Raw genomic sequence first — 15,687 nt, forward strand, 5'->3', positions numbered from 1 at the left:
CGTGACGACATCGATCGCACCGATCGCCCCGCAGCGTTCCCCCGGTGCCGACGACCTCTCGATATGGCCCGCCTCGACCCTTCCGGACGGCCACGGCGACATTGCTGTGGGCGGGGTCTCGCTCACCGAGGTGGCCGAGCGCTTCGGCACCCCGGTGTATGTGCTCGACGAGGATGAGGTGCGGAACCGCTGCCGCGCCTACCATCGGGCGTTCCCCGACGCCGACGTGGTGTACGCGGCGAAGGCGTTCCTGTGCCGCGCCATGGCGCACTGGGTCGAGGAGGAGGGCCTGGGCCTGGATGTGTGCTCCGCCGGCGAGTTGGAGCTGGCCGTGACCACCGGCTTCCCGCCCGAGCGCATCGTGCTGCACGGCAACGCCAAGAGTCCGCAGGACCTGCAGACCGCGCTGCGTCTCGGCGTCGGACGGATCGTCATCGACAGCGCCCCGGAGGTCGTCCGGCTGGCCGCGCTGATCCCTGCGGGCTCCCGCCAGCAGGTCATGGTGCGAGTGGTGCCGGGCGTGGCCGCCGGCGGCCATGCCGCGGTGCGCACCGGCACGGACGACCAGAAGTTCGGGCTGTCGATCACCGACGGCTCCGCCCAGCACGTCATCTCCCGGATCCTCAGGCAGCCGAGCCTGGAACTGGTCGGCCTGCACTGCCATCTCGGCTCGCAGATCGCGGCGGCCAAGCCCTATGTGCTGGCGGTCCGGCGACTCGTCGGGCTGCTGGCCCGGATCAGGGACGTACACGGTGTCACGCTTCCGCAGCTGGACCTCGGTGGCGGGCACGCCGTCGCCTACCGGCCTGGCGAGGAGGTCCTGGACGTGGCGGCCGTCGCAGGCCGGGTACGGGACGAACTGGCCTCCAGCTGCGCGGCCGCGGACCTGCCGGTCCCCCGGCTCACCATCGAGCCGGGCCGTGCGATCGTCGGGCCCGCGGGGGTGGCGCTCTACCGGGTGCTCACCGTCAAGCGCACGGGTGAGCACACCTTCGTCGCCGTCGACGGCGGTATGAGCGACAACCCCAGGCCCGCGCTCTACGGGGTGCGGTACGCCCCCCGGCTGGTCGGCCGCCGGTCGGCGGCGGAACCCAGCCGCGTCACGGTGGTCGGCCGGCACTGCGAGGCGGGCGACGTGCTGGCGGCCGATGTGCCGCTGCCCGGCGACATCCGTCCCGGTGACCTGGTGGCGGTCCCGGTCGCCGGCGCCTACCACCTGTCGATGGCCTCCCACTACAACCTCGTCGGCCGCCCGCCCGTGGTGGCCGTCACCGAGGGCAGTGCCCGGCTGCTGGTGCGCCGCGAAACGCTCGCCGACATCCGCAGCCGCGACGTCGGTCTCTGACCGGCCGCGGATACCCGCGAACCGGGCACTTGTGGGGGACGGGTAGCGGTACGACCACGTCATCGCGGACCGCGGGCACCGTCGGTCCGCGGTGAAGCATGCCAAGAATCATGAATTGTTCACATACGAGTAGATGAGTCTGATGCTCTGCATATCCACTGGGGAGAGGCCCTGATGACCGCGGACAACATCGTCGGCCTGATCGTCTCCTGCGGTCTGGTGCTCTACCTGATCGTCGCCCTGATCTTCCCGGAGCGTTTCTGATGACCGCCCCCGCGCCGGTCAGACCGGTCCTCGACAACGCTGCCCAGCCTCCGGACAGCGGAAGCCCCCGCCGTGTCCGCGGCGGGATGCTCGACCCGAAGCAACTGTTGCTCGCGCTCCCCGAGGCGCTCCGCAAGCTCAACCCGGTCGCGCTGCTGCGCAATCCGGTCATGTTCGTCACCGAGGTGGGCGCCGCGCTCACCACCTTCATCGCAATCGGCCATCCCAGTCTGTTCGGCTGGCTCATCACCGGGTGGCTCTGGCTGACCGTGGTCTTCGCCAACCTCGCCGAGGCCGTGGCCGAGAGCCGCGGCAAGGCACAGGCGGATTCCCTGCGCCGTACCAGGCAGCAGACCACGGCCCGCCGGGTCGTCGGCTGGGAACCGGGTGCGTCCGCTGCCTCGTACCTGGAGGAGACCGTCCCCTCCGCGGAGTTGCAGCGCGGCGACACGGTCGTGGTGGCAGCCGGGGAGCTGGTCCCGGGCGACGGCGATGTCATCGAGGGGGTGGCCAGCGTCGACGAGTCCGCGATCACCGGCGAATCCGCCCCGGTGATCCGGGAGTCGGGCGGCGACCGGTCCGCGGTCACCGGCGGCACCAGGGTGCTCTCCGACCGGATCGTGGTGCGGATCACCCAGCAGCCGGGCGAGAGTTTCCTGGACCGGATGATCGCCCTGGTCGAGGGGGCCAACCGGCAGAAGACCCCCAATGAGCTCGCCCTCAACCTGCTGCTGGTCATGCTGACGTTCGTCTTCCTGGTGGCGGTCGTGACACTGCAGCCGATGGCGATCTTCTCCAAGGAGTTCATGAAGGCGGCTCCGGACACCGCTGCGCTCAATGCCCAGGGCGTGACCGGGATCGTGCTGGTCTCGCTGTTGGTCTGCCTGATCCCCACCACGATCGGGGCGCTGCTGTCGGCCATCGGCATCGCCGGCATGGACCGGCTCGTGCAGCGCAACGTCCTGGCCATGTCCGGGCGTGCGGTGGAGGCTGCGGGGGATGTGAACACTCTGCTGCTGGACAAGACCGGCACCATCACCTACGGCAACCGGCAGGCGTCCGGGTTCCTGCCGATCGGTTCCGTACCGCCGGGGCGCCTCGCCCGGGCCGCCGTTCTGTCCAGCCTCGCCGACCAGACCCCCGAAGGCCGCTCGATCGTCACCTTCGCCCGCCGGCACTACCAGTTGCCCGAGCAGGACGCCGCCGTCACCGACGGCGCCACATGGGTGCCGTTCAGCGCGAGTACCCGGATGTCCGGAGTGGACCTGCCCGACGGACGTCGGCTGCGCAAGGGCGCGGTGGCTGCGGTGGCGCTGTGGGTGCGCGAGCACGGCGGCGAGGTACCGGCCTCCCTGGACGCCTGCGTCGAGCAGGTGTCGGCCTCCGGCGGCACCCCGCTGGCCGTCGCCGAGTACGAGGGGGAAGAACCGGCCCGGCTGCTGGGCGTCGTCCACCTCAAGGACGTCGTCAAACCGGGCCTGGCCGAGCGCTTCGCCGAGCTGCGCCGGATGGGCATCCGCACCGTGATGATCACGGGTGACAACCCGGCGACCGCCAAGGCGATCGCCGAGGAGGCGGGGGTCGACGACTTCCTGGCCGAGGCGACCCCCGAGGACAAGCTGGCGCTGATCAAGCGTGAGCAGGCCGGCGGGCACCTGATCGCGATGACCGGAGACGGTACCAACGATGCACCGGCACTGGCCCAGGCGGACGTCGGGGTGGCGATGAACACGGGCACGTCGGCCGCCAAGGAGGCCGGCAACATGGTCGACCTCGACTCCGACCCCACGAAGATCATCGAGATCGTGGAGATCGGCAAACAGCTGCTCATCACCCGCGGCGCACTCACCGCGTTCTCCATCGCCAACGACATCGCGAAGTACTTCGCGATCCTCCCCGCGATGTTCGGCGGCGTCTACCCCGCGCTGAACGCGGTCAACATCATGCATCTGCACTCGCCGGCGTCCGCGATCCTCTCGGCGGTGATCTTCAACGCGGTCGTCATCATCGCCCTGATCCCGCTCGCGCTGCGCGGCGTGCGGTACCGGCCGAGCAGCGCCTCCGCCCTGCTCACCCGCAACCTGTGGGTCTACGGCCTGGGCGGCGTGATCGCGCCGTTCCTCGCCATCAAGTTCATCGACTTCGCCCTCGTCCAGTTCATCCCGGGGATCTGACCATGTCTCCACTGACCCGACTTCCCCACTGGATCGTCCAGAGCATCGCGGCGACCAGGGTGGTGCTGGTGCTCACCCTGTTGGTCGGACTGGCCTATCCGCTCGCCATGACCGCCGCCGCCCAACTGCCCGGACTGCGCGACAGCGCGCAGGGCTCGCCCGCCAGCGACGCGGACGGCCGGCCGGCCGGCAGCCTGCTGATCGGCCAGTCCTTCGCCGACAGCAAGGGCGTCCCGCTGCCCGGATACTTCCAGTCGCGGCCCTCCAACGCGGGCGCCGGCTACGACGCCACCGCTTCCGGGGCCGGCAACCAGGGCGCCGAGAGCGTCGTGGACACCCTGCCCACCCCGGGCGATCCCACCTCCGGCAAGCAGAGCCTGCTCACCCAGGTGTGCTCGCGCAGCAAGCAGGTCGGAGAACTGGAGCGCGTCGACGGCTCACGCCCGTACTGCACCCCCGACGGAGTGGGCGCCGTACTCGGCGTCTCCTACGACGGCGGCACCACCGGCAGGGTCACCAAGGCCGTCAGCCTCAACCAGGCCTGCCCGGCCAAGCCCTTCCTGAGCACCTACCAGGGCGTGCGCGTGACCTGCGCCCGCCCCGGCGTGGACTACAGCCGCGCGGTGACCGTGCCGGTACGCGGTGACGCCCCGGCGAACCCAATCGTGCCCGCCGACGCGGTGACCGCGAGCGGCAGCGGTCTCGACCCCGACATCAGCCCCGCCTACGCCGCACTCCAGGCACCCCGAATCGCCCGCGAGCGCGGGACCGACCAGGCCCACGTGATGGAACTGATCAAGAAGTACACCACCGGACGAGCTCTGGGCGTCCTCGGCGAGCCCGCCGTGAACGTGCTCCGACTCAACGTCGCCCTCGACCGCACCTACCCGAAGCGGAGGGCCTGACCATGGCGGCCTGGATCCAGGCATCGCTCGTCCTCGCCGTCGTCGTCGGCCTGCATGTCCCCCTCGGCGACTACATGGCCAGGGCGCTGGACGGCGGGAGGCACCTCAGAGCCGAGAAGGCCCTGTACCGGGTGTGCGGCGTCGACCCGGACAAGGAGCAGAACTGGCGGCACTACCTGGTGGCGCTGCTCGCGTTCTCCGCGATGAGCATCGCGGCCCTCTTCGCACTCTTCACCCTCCAGGGCAGACTGCCCTGGTCCCTCGGACACGGCGGCATGCCCTGGCGGCTGGCCCTCCACACGGCCGTCAGCTTCACCACCAACACCAGCTGGCAGAACTACGCCGGCGAGTCCACCACCGGGCACCTGGCCGTGATGGCGGGCCTCGGCACCCAGGCATTCGCCTCCGCCGCCGTCGGAATCTGCGCCGCGCTCGCCCTGATCCGCGGCCTGGTCCGGCGCGGCACCGACGAACTCGGCAACTTCTGGGTCGACCTGATCCGCACGGTCTTCCGCGTCCTGGTGCCGCTCGCGGTCCTCTCCGGCCTGGTCCTCATCGGACTCGGCGTCGAGCAGAGCCTCGCGGGAAGCCACACCGTGACCACAGCGGCGGGCGGCACACAGACCCTGATCGGCGGCCCGGTGGGCTCCTGGGAGCCGCTCAAACTGTTCTCCGGCGACGGCGGCGGTGTCTTCAACGCCAACAGCGCCCACCCCTTCGAGAACCCCTCGGCGTGGACCAACACCATCGAGATCGTCCTGATGCTCCTCATCCCGACGGCCTTCATCCGCACATACGGCCGGATGATCGGGAGCCTGAGGCAGAGCTGGACACTGCTGGCCGTCGTCGGCATCCTCTTCGGCCTGCTGCTCATCGCCGCGAACCTCGCGCAGAGCGCTCACAACGGCACGGTCGCCGCAGCGGTCGGCAGCCAGACCGAGGGCACCGAGACCCGCTTCGGAGTCCCCGGCAGCACCCTCTTCGGCATCTCGGCGACCGCCTCGGCGGACGGCGCCGCCAATGCCTCCTACGACAGCTTCTCGAGCCTCGGCGGCGGGGTCCTCATGGCCGCGATGATGCTGGGTGAGATCGCCCCGGGCGGCACCGGGAGCGGACTGTACGGCCTGCTCATGGCCGTGATGGTCGCCGTGTTCGTCGGCGGGCTCATGGTCGGCCGCACACCCGAGTACCTGCGCAAGCGCATCGGGTACGGCGAGATGCGCTACGTCGTGCTGTACGCCCTGGTCGCCCCCACCGCGATCCTGGTCTGCTCGGCCATCGCCGTCGCACTGCCCGGAGGCCGTACGTCGATGGGCAACGCCGGGCCGCACGGCCTGTCCGAACTCATCTACGCGTACACCAGCAACACCAACAGCAACGGCAGTGCCATGGCCGGCTTCAACGGCGCCACCGACTTCCACAACCTGCTGATGGTCGCGGCCATGCTCATCGGCCGCTACCTGCCCATCGCCTTCCTCCTGGCACTCGCCGGCCGACTCGCCAGGCAACAGCCCAGCGTGGAGACCGTGGGCACGCTTCGCGCACACGGCCTCAACTTCATTGTTCTGGCCACCGGAGCCGCGCTCATCCTCGCGCTGCTCAACTTCCTCCCCGCCCTGTCCCTCGGCCCGCTGGCCGAAGGACTGCAGTAACCCTGCAGCCGGTGGTACGGCACCGTGGTGCCGTACCACCGGCCCGCCGCTCCCCGCAGTGCAGGGGAGGGCCGCGCCGCTGATCCGAAAGGCGCGGGCGGCCGACCGGTGGATCCGGGCTCAGTCGGCGTAGACGGAGAAGCCGGAGACCTGCCCGGCCGGCCACCCGGTGTTCGCGGTGAAGAGGAGCCGCAGGTAGCGGGCGGTGGATCCGCCGGAGTACGTGATGGTGGCGGTGTTGCCCGTGGCCGGGTCGAAGCGGTAGTCGGCGGAGCCGACCACGGTGGAGAAGGCCGAGCCGTCACTGCTGCCCTGGACCGCGATGGTCTGGGTCCGGGCGCCCCAGGCGGTGGAGGGCGGCAGCGTGAGTACGATCCTGCGGGTGGTCACGGTGGAGCCCAGGTCGACCTGGAGCCACTGCGGGAAGGCGTTGTTGGCGCTCTCCCAGTAGGTGCTGGGATCGCCGTCCACGGCGTTGCCCGCGGCGTAGACCTGGGTGTGGCTGCTCTCGGCGACGGGCCGGTGCAGTGCGAGGTCCGGGTTGCCCCCGCCCCCGCCGAGGACGGGCTGGGTGGGCCGTGTGGCGGTGAGGGCGAGTTGGCCCTTGAGCATCTTTCCGCCGTCCGCCGTGAGGCGCAGATAGTAGTCCGAGGAGCAGGCTGTGCCGTCCTCGTCGAGGGCGAGCAGGCCCGAGCCGCTGGGGACCTGGCTCTGGTTCTCCGCGGTCTTGGCGATCTGGTTGCCCTCGTTGAACTCGTCGAACATGGAGATGTAGACGCTCTGCACCCCGGCGCGGGTCATGTTGTAGAACTGCCGCCACATGAAGTCACCGTGGGCCCGCTGCCGGGCCGACACGTCGCCCGGCAAGGCGCAGGGCTGGTAGTCGATCCCGTGCGCGTTGCAGTCGGCGAGGTCCGGCACGGTGGCGTTGGTGTAGAAGTTGTCCACGTCCCCGACGTTGCCGATCCGGCCCACCATCCACGGCGAGAGCATGTCGAAGGCGTGGTAGACGTCCAGGTAGCCGGCGCGGGAGTCGCTGGTGCCCAGCCGCCACCAGGTCGGCACGCCGCCCATGACGTAGCAGCCCTGGGCCTTGAACCAGCTGATGACATCGGCGCAGGCGGCCGCGTCCCAGGGGTGGTTGGCGTCGTTGAAGCCGAAGCCCCAGATCCCGACCACCGGCTTGCCGCTCTGGCGTGCGTAGGCGGAGGAGGAGGTGTGCGCGGACATCTTGCTCGTCCAGTCCGCCTTGATCTCGGACTGCATGTTCGTCCAGCCGCTCACGTCGTACATCACGTAGAACTTGCGGCTGTGCGCCTCGGCGGCGGTGCGCACCCGGCCGGTGATGGCGTCCCGGGTGGGGCCCTCGCTGCCGTTGGGGTTGAAGCGCTGGAGCGCGGCGGTGTCGCAGCCGTTCTGCTGCATCCACAGGAAGTGGGTGTCGATGGTCTGCTGGTCGTAGGAGGAGAAGAGGGTTGCGGGTCCGCCGTTGCCCAGGTTGGCATAGGCGGTCTGGTAGGTGCGGGTGAAGTCGCGTGAGTCGGGCCACGCCCTGATGACGTTGTTGCTCGGAGAGGGCGTCTGGGACCAGTTCTGGCTCCAGTGCCACCAGGCGTTGATCGGGGCGCCGTCGCCCGGGCACGCGAACCAGCCCTGGTAGCCGACGGTCACTTTGCCGACGACGTCACCGGCCGGGCCCGCGGCCTGCGCGGTCCCGGCGGTGGTCAGGCCGCCGAATGTGACCCCGGCGGCGCCGGCGGCGAGTGTGGACAGGAGGGTGCGACGTGACACTGTCATGGCTCATCCCGAGGACAGGGCGGCCGACTGGGGTGGGGGATCTGGCCGCGCTCTGGGCAGGAGCGTATTGACCGGCGCACGTCACAGCAAGAGGTAGAACTAATCACGCAAAAATCGTTCCATCGAATGCAAGAAGAGTGGTTCCCTGGACCGGCCGGTGGTGGGCACCAGCGGCGGCCGGATGAATCTGGTCAACGACACGGCACTGGTCGTCGCGCTCGGCTGTACGCGCACCCCGGGCGGGTGTGGCCGTCCTCCGCGGTACGTGGGTGCCTGGGTGCCCGGCACGCTCAGATTTCGATGTGCGAGCCCATGATGACGGTGCGGTCGCGCGGCAGGCCGAAGTACTCGGCGGCGTCAGCCGTGATGTAGGAGGTGGCGATGAACAGCCGTTTGCGCCAGGGTGCCATCGTCGGCGCCTTCCCGCGCCGGATCTCGATCTTCGACAGGAAGTAGGACACCGCATCGATCCGCAGCTCCCCCTCGATTTGGGACGGATCGAGCATCGCCAGCGCACTCGGCACATCCGGCGTCTCCATGTATCCGAACCGGGCAGTGACGTGGATGATCCCGTCGTTGGCGTAGCCGAGGTCGTCGACGACGATCCGCTGGTCGGCCATGACGCGTGGCACGGGCTCGATCTCGAGGGACAGGATCACGACCAGGTCGTGCCGCACATGGTTGTGCTCGACATTGGCCCGCATGGCGAGCGGAACGGTCTGCTTGCCCCGGTTGAGGAAGACGGCTGCACCGGGAACCTGGAGCACCGACACCTTCCTGTTGTGGAGCTGGTCGACGAATTCGCGCAGCGGTCCTTCCCACCGTGCCCGTTCAGCGGTGACGAGGGCGCGGCCGCGCTGCCAGGTCGTCATCACGGTGAACGCGGCAATGCCGATCAGCAGCGGAAGCCATGCACCATGGACGAGCTTGGTCAGGTTGGCTGCCACAAACAGCAGGTCCACCAGGAGCAGCACGGTCGCACCGACGGCGAGCAACGACACAGAGGTGCCCCACTTCGTACGGGCGACGTAGAAGAACAGCAGGGTGGTGATGGTGATGGTGCCGGTGACCGCCATGCCGAATGCGAAGGCCAGCGCCGTGGAGCTGCGGAAGGCGAAGACCAGGGTGAGGACCGAGACCATCAGCACCCAGTTGATCCAGGGGACGTAGATCTGACCGATGGTGGACTCGGAGGTGTGTGCGATCCGCAGACGTGGCAGGTAGCCGAGCTGGGCGGCCTGGGAGGCGACCGAGTACACCGGTGATCACCGCCTGGGAGGCGATCACCGTCGCGGCCGTGGCGAGCAGCACCATCGGCAGCCGCCCCCAGGCGGGCACCAGCAGGAAGAACGGGCTGCTGATGTTGTGCGCATCGGCGAGGATCAGCGCGCCCTGGCCGAGGTAACTCAGCATGCAGGCGGGGAAGACGATGGCCAGCCAGGCCCGGGTGATCGACCGACGGCCGAAGTGCCCCATGTCGGCATAGAGCGCCTCGGCGCCGGTGACCGCGAGCACGACCGCGGCCAGAGCGAAGAATGCGGTGCCGAAGTGGCCGACCAGAAAGCCCACGGCATAGGTCGGCGACAGCGCCCTGAGGATCGCGGGGTGGCCGACGATGCTGACGACACCGCATGCGCCGATGACTACGAACCATACGACCATCACCGGCCCGAACATCCGGCCCACCGCTGCGGTGCCCCTGCGCTGCACCAGGAACAGCATCAGGATGATCACAGCGGTGACCGGCACGACCGCACTCGCCAGCGACGGCTGGACCACCTTGAGCCCCTCGACCGCGGACAGCACCGAGATCGCCGGTGTGATCATGCTGTCGCCGAAGAACAGCGACGCGCCGAAGATGCCCAGTGCAGCCAGGACGACGGCGGCCCGCCGGCCCGGCCGTGAGCTCGGCCGTTGCAGCAAGGTGATCAGCGCCATGATGCCGCCCTCGCCGTCGTTGTCGGCCCGCATCGCCAGCAGCACATAGGTGACCAGGACGATGATCACCACCGACCAGAACACCAGCGACACCACGCCGTACACGTTCTCCGCGGTGACCGGCACGGGATGCGGGTCGCCCGGGTTGAACAGGGTCTGGAGCGTGTACAGCGGGCTCGTCCCGAGGTCACCGAAGACCACCCCCAGCGCACCCACCACCACCGCGAGGCGCACCGTGTCATGTGCGCTCGCGTGCTCGCTTCCCGGTGCCTGTGACGCAGCCCCACCGTCCGGCGCAGCCCCGCTCCCACGATCTCCATGGCGATCCTCCTCCCGGGCTGCTGTGCCGCACGCCTTGTGCACTGAGGCGGACGCATACCCACCACAGGGCCCGGCCCATCGGGAAGTGGTGCCACGCCCCACGAACGGCGTCCCCGCGCTCCCGCCGAGCCGCAGCATCGGCGCGGCGGCTCGCCGCAAGCGCCGGCTTCCACGGTGCCCGCACCCGAGCGACCGTTCGCCCACCGGACTCCGGGGCCGACCGGCGGCCCGGACCGGGACTGTCACGATGCTGGTGGACGCCACTCGTTCGGCGTTGGCGTTGATCTTGCTTGATGATGTGGGCCGATCGGCTCACGACCGTGCGCGGGACAGGCGTCCGTCGAAGGCGTCGCAGCGGACGTCAGGACGTGACGTGGAACTCGTTCCCGCCGGCGTCGAGGAACTCGCCGGGTTCCCCATCGCACTGGGTGATCTCCAGGCGCAGCCGGTTCCGCCCCGTCTTCGGCGCCGCAGGCGGCCCCATCACCAACGACACCGTACTGTTGCGCCTCTGGCGCAGCCGAACGCCCCAGTCGTGGTGTTCGACCGCGTACCTGCCGGCATGGGACTGCCAGAAGGCCGACTGCGCACAGCGGTCCTCCTCGGCGACGTCGAGGCAGATCGCGACGAGGCCGGAGTCGGCGAGCACCCCGGGGTGACCGGGACGCAGCACGCAGAACTCATTGCCCTCCGGATCTGCCAGCACGTCCCACGGGACGTCCCCCTGGCCGATGTCGACCCGCGCCGCACCGAGTGCGAGCAGGCGCGCCACCTCGGCCTCCCAGTCCGGTCCCCCGGCCAAGTCCAAATGGAGTCGGTTCTTGTGCGCAGCCTTCGGCTCCACGGCCGACACGAACCGCAGCCGCAGGCCGCCCGTACGGCCCCGCGTCGCGCTCAGCCAGAAGTGATCCATGCGCGCGACGTCCATCGCGTCGATCACGATCCCGGTCAGCATTCTGTTCCCCCGAGCAGTCGGTCACATTGCCTGCTGATTGTCGCTGCGGCCGCCGGTGTCAGTGCTGCGGACCCAGGCCGGACTCCAGGATCCTCCCGACCAGGTCACCGACTCGCCTGTGCACCCCGGATGCGTGCCCGTCAGGACACCGTGCGGGTCTCCTGGTTCCCACCACGGCCCCGAGCAGGCGGTGAACCGGGTGATGAGCGCAGGATCCGCAGGTCAAGGCAGTCTGAAGCGATCAGTCAGTGCTGGTCGCGGGCGGCGAGTCGTTTGGTGATCTCGGCCTTGACCGTCTTATGCAGCTCGCCTGACGCGAAGCCGAGGCTCCGCAGGATCTGCGCGGCGGGGCTCTCCTCGACGCGGATCAGGCCCAGCAGCATGTGCTCCGTGCCGACCCAGTCGTGGCCGAGGTCGGCCGACGCGCGGCGTGCCTGATCAATGGCCTCCTTGCTCTCCGGCCGGAACGCGATGTGCCCCCGCAGCGCCTTCTCCCCCGCCGGCGGCAGCGCCTCCTCGATCGCGTCACGGATGTGTTGCTCCGACTCGGTTTTCGCCACCAGCACCTCGTAGGCCAGGCCCCTCGGTTCGCCGAGGAGGCCGAGCAGGAGGTGCTGGGTGCCGATGAAGTCGTGCCTGTACGTTCGGGCGGCCTCCTGCGCGAGCACGATGCTGTGCCGGTTCAGGTTGGTGAACCGCTCGAACACGTTGGGCGTGTGGCGTTGCTGGGCGGCCTGCTTGGACACCCCGATGGCGTCGCCGATCTCGGTCCATGAAGCGCCGGTCTGCTTGGCCTTGCTGACGTAGTGGTCGATGAGCTGGTCACCGAGGTCGGACAGGGTCTGGGCACGCAGTCTCGCCTCGCTGATGCGGGCCAGTTCGTTGGCTTCGGGGAGCTCCTCGTCGAGACGGGCGATCAGGTCGGCGAGGCTGATGTCGAGTGGACTCATGCGTCAATCGTAAGTTGACGATCCATCATCGTCAACATGCAATTGACGATTGCTGTGAGTGTGCTCTCGCGGTCTCGTGCGATGGCCCAGCGCGGCAGCCGGGCCCGATCGCGACCCAGCAGAGCACTCCGGAGTTGCGTTGTGGAGCTCGGCAGTCGGGTGCCGACCCGACACGATGCGCCGTCCGCCTGCCGGCCTGAAGCCCGGTGATCTGCGGAAACATCTTCACCGAGATGCTGTGCCAGCCCTGCCCGGCGGCGAGCTGAGTACGCATACTCATGCGTGGCCCGGCACGCGGCGGCATGCTGGACACCGTGCCCGACGCACTGACGAGAGCCGGGAGGCGTCATGTCCGACCCCCTGCGGCCGCCGCGGAGCTCCGACTCCCGGCCGATGCGAGGTTATTCCAGCGATCCGGGCAACCGGGCCCGGGTACGGCCGGCGCGGTCCGGGTGGGCGGTGTTCGGCATCGTCCTGGCTGTGGTGTCCGCGCTGGCCGGATTGGCGGTCGTCGGTGCTGTGGTCCTGCTGTTCGTGGGCATGAGCCACTACGGGTCGAACAAGTGAGGCCGCCCGCAGGACAGGTGGCTCACGACACCCGGCTGAGCCAGTTGACGACCCGTCTGCGGCTGCTCACAGCGCTGAGCAGGCCACCGGTCTTCGTGTTGCTCGCCGTCTACACCGCGCTCGGACTGGCCGGAGCCGGGCACGCGAACGACCACCTGCTGCTGGCTCGCGCCCTGCTGCCCGTTGCCGCGTTCCTGATGTTCTCCGCGGCGGTCAACGACCTCGCCGACGAACGGATCGACCGGGTGAACCTGCCCGGCGATCCGAGCCGGCCGCTGGTCAGCGCGGGCGCCCTGCGCAGTGAGATGACGGTGGTCGCGCTGGTCTGCGCAGCCGTCACCGTGGCCGGCGGGTTCCTGCTGGGTCCGGGGCCCGGCCTGGTCGTCACGGCGGGGCTCTGCATCAGCGCAGGCTACTCCCTTCAACCGATCCGGCTCTCCGATCGTGGCGCAGTGGCAGCACTGATCCTGCCCGCCTGCTATGTCGCGGTCCCCTACCTGCTGGGACGGCTGGCCGCGGCACCTCTTCCACGCGGACATGGGCTTCTGCTGCCGTTCGGGCTCTACATCGGCTTCGTCGGACGGATCCTGCTCAAGGACTTCAGGGACGTGCGGGGCGACGCGCTCTTCGGCAAGCGCACCTTCCTGGTCCGCCACGGCCGGGTCTGGACCTGCCGGTTCAGTGCCATCTGCTGGACCGCGGGCTGCGCCCTGCTGGTCGGCGGTGCGCCCTCGCCGACGCCCAGCCTGCTGGCGGTGTCCGCCGGGCAGCTCGCGACAGTCCTCTGGCTGCTCCACCGTCTCGCCGCTGAGACGCACCCCCGCCGTGAGGCGTTGCTGATCACCGGCACAGCGATCACCGGACGCGGGATGCTGCTGGCGCTGTTGGCACATGAGTCGATGCAGCCGATGCACTGGGCACCGTGGGCACAGAGCGCGATGCTCGGCGCGCTGCTGGCGCTGACGCTCGGGCAGGTACGGATGATGCTTCGCCACGGCCCGAGGGCACGGCTCTCACTGCCGGTGCATGCGCCCGAACCGGCACTGGAGCGCCACGCACAGCCCGCCGATGCGGGCGCCTGACCTCCGGTCCCGCTGCCCGCGACCCAGGACGCCGTTGCCGAGCGGCCCCGGCTGCAGTTGCACACGTTCGGGGGGACGTGTTCGGGTGCGCCGGCTGCGCGGCGGAGTCGTCCCATGTGCCCGTCCCACGGCTTCCCAGAACGTCCAGTGCCCCCTGCACAACGACCTCATCCCGCCCGGCACCGAGCGAGCACTCCCGGTGGCGGCACCGGCGACGCCGGGTGACGGTCGGCATGGATTTCCCCGGGTGGCCCTTCGGTCCGCCCGGGTGACGTCGAACCGACAGGTGACGTCGAACCGACAGGAGTCGGAGCGGTGTCACTGCGTGCTGTCGTCCTCCGCGGAGAGCCGGCCCGGGTGATCGGGCACCCACCACGAAACCCCGGCGCCGCTGCGGAACACGTCAGCCGCCCACCCATCGAGATGGGCGGTCATCCGGGCCGGGTCCGCCTCCAGCAGACACCCGAGCGATGCCACCACGATGCGGGCCAGGGCCAGCAGCAACTCATGAGCGCGCCCGGCGTTCCCCGCGCCCACAAACCGGTCCCAGCGGCCGGCGAACCACTCGCCGTGTTCGGCGTCCAGCAGCACCTGCACGGACCGCGCACCTGCGGCTTCGAGGGCCCCCACCCCCAGCCACGTCAGCGCCAGCGCTGTCGGCTCGGCAGGACGAGGAATGTCGGCGAGGCGGGCGGCCTCCGCGGCGTCGGCGGCTTCCTGCCCGAGTTTCGCCTTGGCCGTGGCGATATCGCCTCCGCAGGTCTCCACCACCAGATACGCGGCTCGGCAGGCCAGCACCTCGGCCAGGACACGCATCGACCCGTCGCGCCCCTCGGCGTCGAGGCCGCTGAGCCAGCCCTCGAGATGGGCGACCGAGCGATGCCCGCGCTGCGGCAGATCGTCGGCCGTGGTCCTGATCAACCCGATGGCCACGAGCTCCACCTCGACCGGGTCCGCGAAGACCCGCTGCGGCCACAGCCGCGACCAACGCTGCCCCATGGCAACCCCTCGTCATCCGACGGCGCAGACTCGCACCGGCCCCTCGATCCCACCCGTATCCGCCCGAGGACGGTCGCCGGCCCGGGGCTCTGCACAGCCCGGAACAGCAGACCGCACGAGCCCGGCAGCTGACACCGCCATCTTGACATGCCCACGGGGTGATCAACCCCGTAGTGGGCCGGCAGGCTTCGCGCCGGATTCAGCATTGCGGGCCCTCCTTGAGCTTCGACACCAATCGGGCCGTCCGACCAGTGCATTCCTGGTGAACGTGGCAGGCAACGTCCGCCCGTCAGGGAGCGGCGCCATCGGGTCCCCCTGCCCGAGCGGAGCCGGGAGCTCAGGGGAGCGCGCTCCCCGGTCCGCAGTCCTCGCACTGGACATACGCGGGCTCCCGGCGAGCGGGGGTACCTCTGCTCGAAGAGCCGGGGCTGCCGGGCGTCGCGTCGGAGCGACCATTGCCTGTCGCGGCACCGGCTGGGCAGAAACCCCTGATCTGCGGAAATGCCATCCCAGGATGGCGCCCTCGAGCGCCCGGGACAGACCGCAACGACCGTCTGGCACGGAACCGGCCCGGCCGGAGATCGCTTGCCGGTGCGCAGACCAGGCTGTGTCGCCGCCTCCCCCGCGCGCTTTCAGCTCGGCTCGACGAGCGACACACGGTGCCGGCCTGTGTGCGCGCTCCGTACGAGGACCAGGACTTCATCCGCCTCGGTGAGTACGGAGCGAGTGGCTTCGTCG

General features: G+C 69.9%; 12 protein-coding genes and 1 pseudogene. 7 read left to right on the top strand and 6 right to left on the bottom strand.

Annotated elements, in window-relative coordinates; genetic code table 11:
- Position 1: 1 nt before the first annotated feature.
- The 5 genes from lysA to kdpA all read left to right on the top strand — a co-directional run bounded on the left by lysA (position 2) and on the right by kdpA (position 6,340).
- The gene (gene lysA / locus AB0761_RS00525; protein WP_377266821.1) at positions 2-1,345 is read left to right on the top strand and encodes a diaminopimelate decarboxylase; all 1,344 of its coding nucleotides are present in this window, start codon (positions 2-4) and stop codon (positions 1,343-1,345) included.
- Positions 1,346-1,519: 174 nt separating this feature from the next.
- The gene (gene kdpF, locus AB0761_RS00530) at positions 1,520-1,609 is read left to right on the top strand and encodes a K(+)-transporting ATPase subunit F (protein ID WP_377266822.1); all 90 of its coding nucleotides are present in this window, start codon (positions 1,520-1,522) and stop codon (positions 1,607-1,609) included.
- Positions 1,609-3,783 carry a potassium-transporting ATPase subunit KdpB gene (gene kdpB / locus AB0761_RS00535; protein ID WP_377266823.1) on the top strand — a complete coding sequence of 725 codons (2,175 nt, stop codon included), beginning with the start codon at positions 1,609-1,611 and terminating at the stop codon, positions 3,781-3,783. The genes kdpF and kdpB overlap by 1 nt, the downstream gene beginning before the upstream one ends.
- 2 nt (positions 3,784-3,785) lie before the next feature.
- The gene (locus tag AB0761_RS00540) at positions 3,786-4,688 is read left to right on the top strand and encodes a potassium-transporting ATPase subunit C (protein ID WP_377266824.1); all 903 of its coding nucleotides are present in this window, start codon (positions 3,786-3,788) and stop codon (positions 4,686-4,688) included.
- A gap of 2 nt (positions 4,689-4,690) precedes the next feature.
- Complete coding sequence (kdpA, locus tag AB0761_RS00545) at positions 4,691-6,340, top strand: potassium-transporting ATPase subunit KdpA (protein ID WP_377266825.1); 1,650 nt, start codon at positions 4,691-4,693, stop codon at positions 6,338-6,340.
- Between the two features lie 120 nt (positions 6,341-6,460).
- On the opposite strand, the gene AB0761_RS00550 is transcribed toward kdpA, so the two are convergent.
- The 5 genes and pseudogenes from AB0761_RS00550 to AB0761_RS00570 form a co-directional block, all read right to left on the bottom strand.
- Positions 6,461-8,137, bottom strand: coding sequence for a discoidin domain-containing protein (locus AB0761_RS00550; protein ID WP_377266826.1), 1,677 nt, complete (start codon positions 8,135-8,137; stop codon positions 6,461-6,463).
- 290 nt (positions 8,138-8,427) lie between these two features.
- Positions 8,428-9,009, bottom strand: a complete 582-nt coding sequence (locus AB0761_RS00555; protein ID WP_377273897.1) for a hypothetical protein — start codon at positions 9,007-9,009, stop codon at positions 8,428-8,430.
- Positions 8,989-10,534 (bottom strand): annotated as a pseudogene (locus tag AB0761_RS00560) (KUP/HAK/KT family potassium transporter); the annotation flags it as partial. The pseudogene AB0761_RS00560 and the gene AB0761_RS00555, both read right to left, overlap by 21 nt.
- Positions 10,535-10,757: 223 nt before the next feature.
- The gene (locus AB0761_RS00565; protein ID WP_377266827.1) at positions 10,758-11,351 is read right to left on the bottom strand and encodes a VOC family protein; all 594 of its coding nucleotides are present in this window, start codon (positions 11,349-11,351) and stop codon (positions 10,758-10,760) included.
- A gap of 245 nt (positions 11,352-11,596) precedes the next feature.
- Positions 11,597-12,301: a Clp protease N-terminal domain-containing protein gene (locus tag AB0761_RS00570; protein ID WP_377266828.1), complete on the bottom strand. Its 705-nt coding sequence runs from the start codon at positions 12,299-12,301 to the stop codon at positions 11,597-11,599.
- Positions 12,302-12,649: 348 nt separating this feature from the next.
- Here AB0761_RS00570 and AB0761_RS00575 point away from each other — a divergent pair, with 348 nt between their 5' ends.
- Positions 12,650-12,868, top strand: coding sequence for a hypothetical protein (locus AB0761_RS00575; protein ID WP_377266829.1), 219 nt, complete (start codon positions 12,650-12,652; stop codon positions 12,866-12,868).
- A 17-nt stretch (positions 12,869-12,885) separates the two neighbouring features.
- The gene (locus AB0761_RS00580; RefSeq protein WP_377266830.1) at positions 12,886-13,950 is read left to right on the top strand and encodes a UbiA family prenyltransferase; all 1,065 of its coding nucleotides are present in this window, start codon (positions 12,886-12,888) and stop codon (positions 13,948-13,950) included.
- A gap of 318 nt (positions 13,951-14,268) precedes the next feature.
- Here AB0761_RS00580 and AB0761_RS00585 read toward each other — a convergent pair whose 3' ends face one another.
- Entirely contained in the window at positions 14,269-14,949 is a 681-nt protein-coding gene (locus AB0761_RS00585; protein ID WP_377266831.1) for a hypothetical protein, read from the bottom strand.
- Between the last annotated feature and the right edge of the window lie 738 nt (positions 14,950-15,687).

It is taken from the genome of Peterkaempfera podocarpi, from assembly GCF_042466665.1.
GTDB classification, from domain to species: domain Bacteria; phylum Actinomycetota; class Actinomycetes; order Streptomycetales; family Streptomycetaceae; genus Peterkaempfera; species Peterkaempfera podocarpi.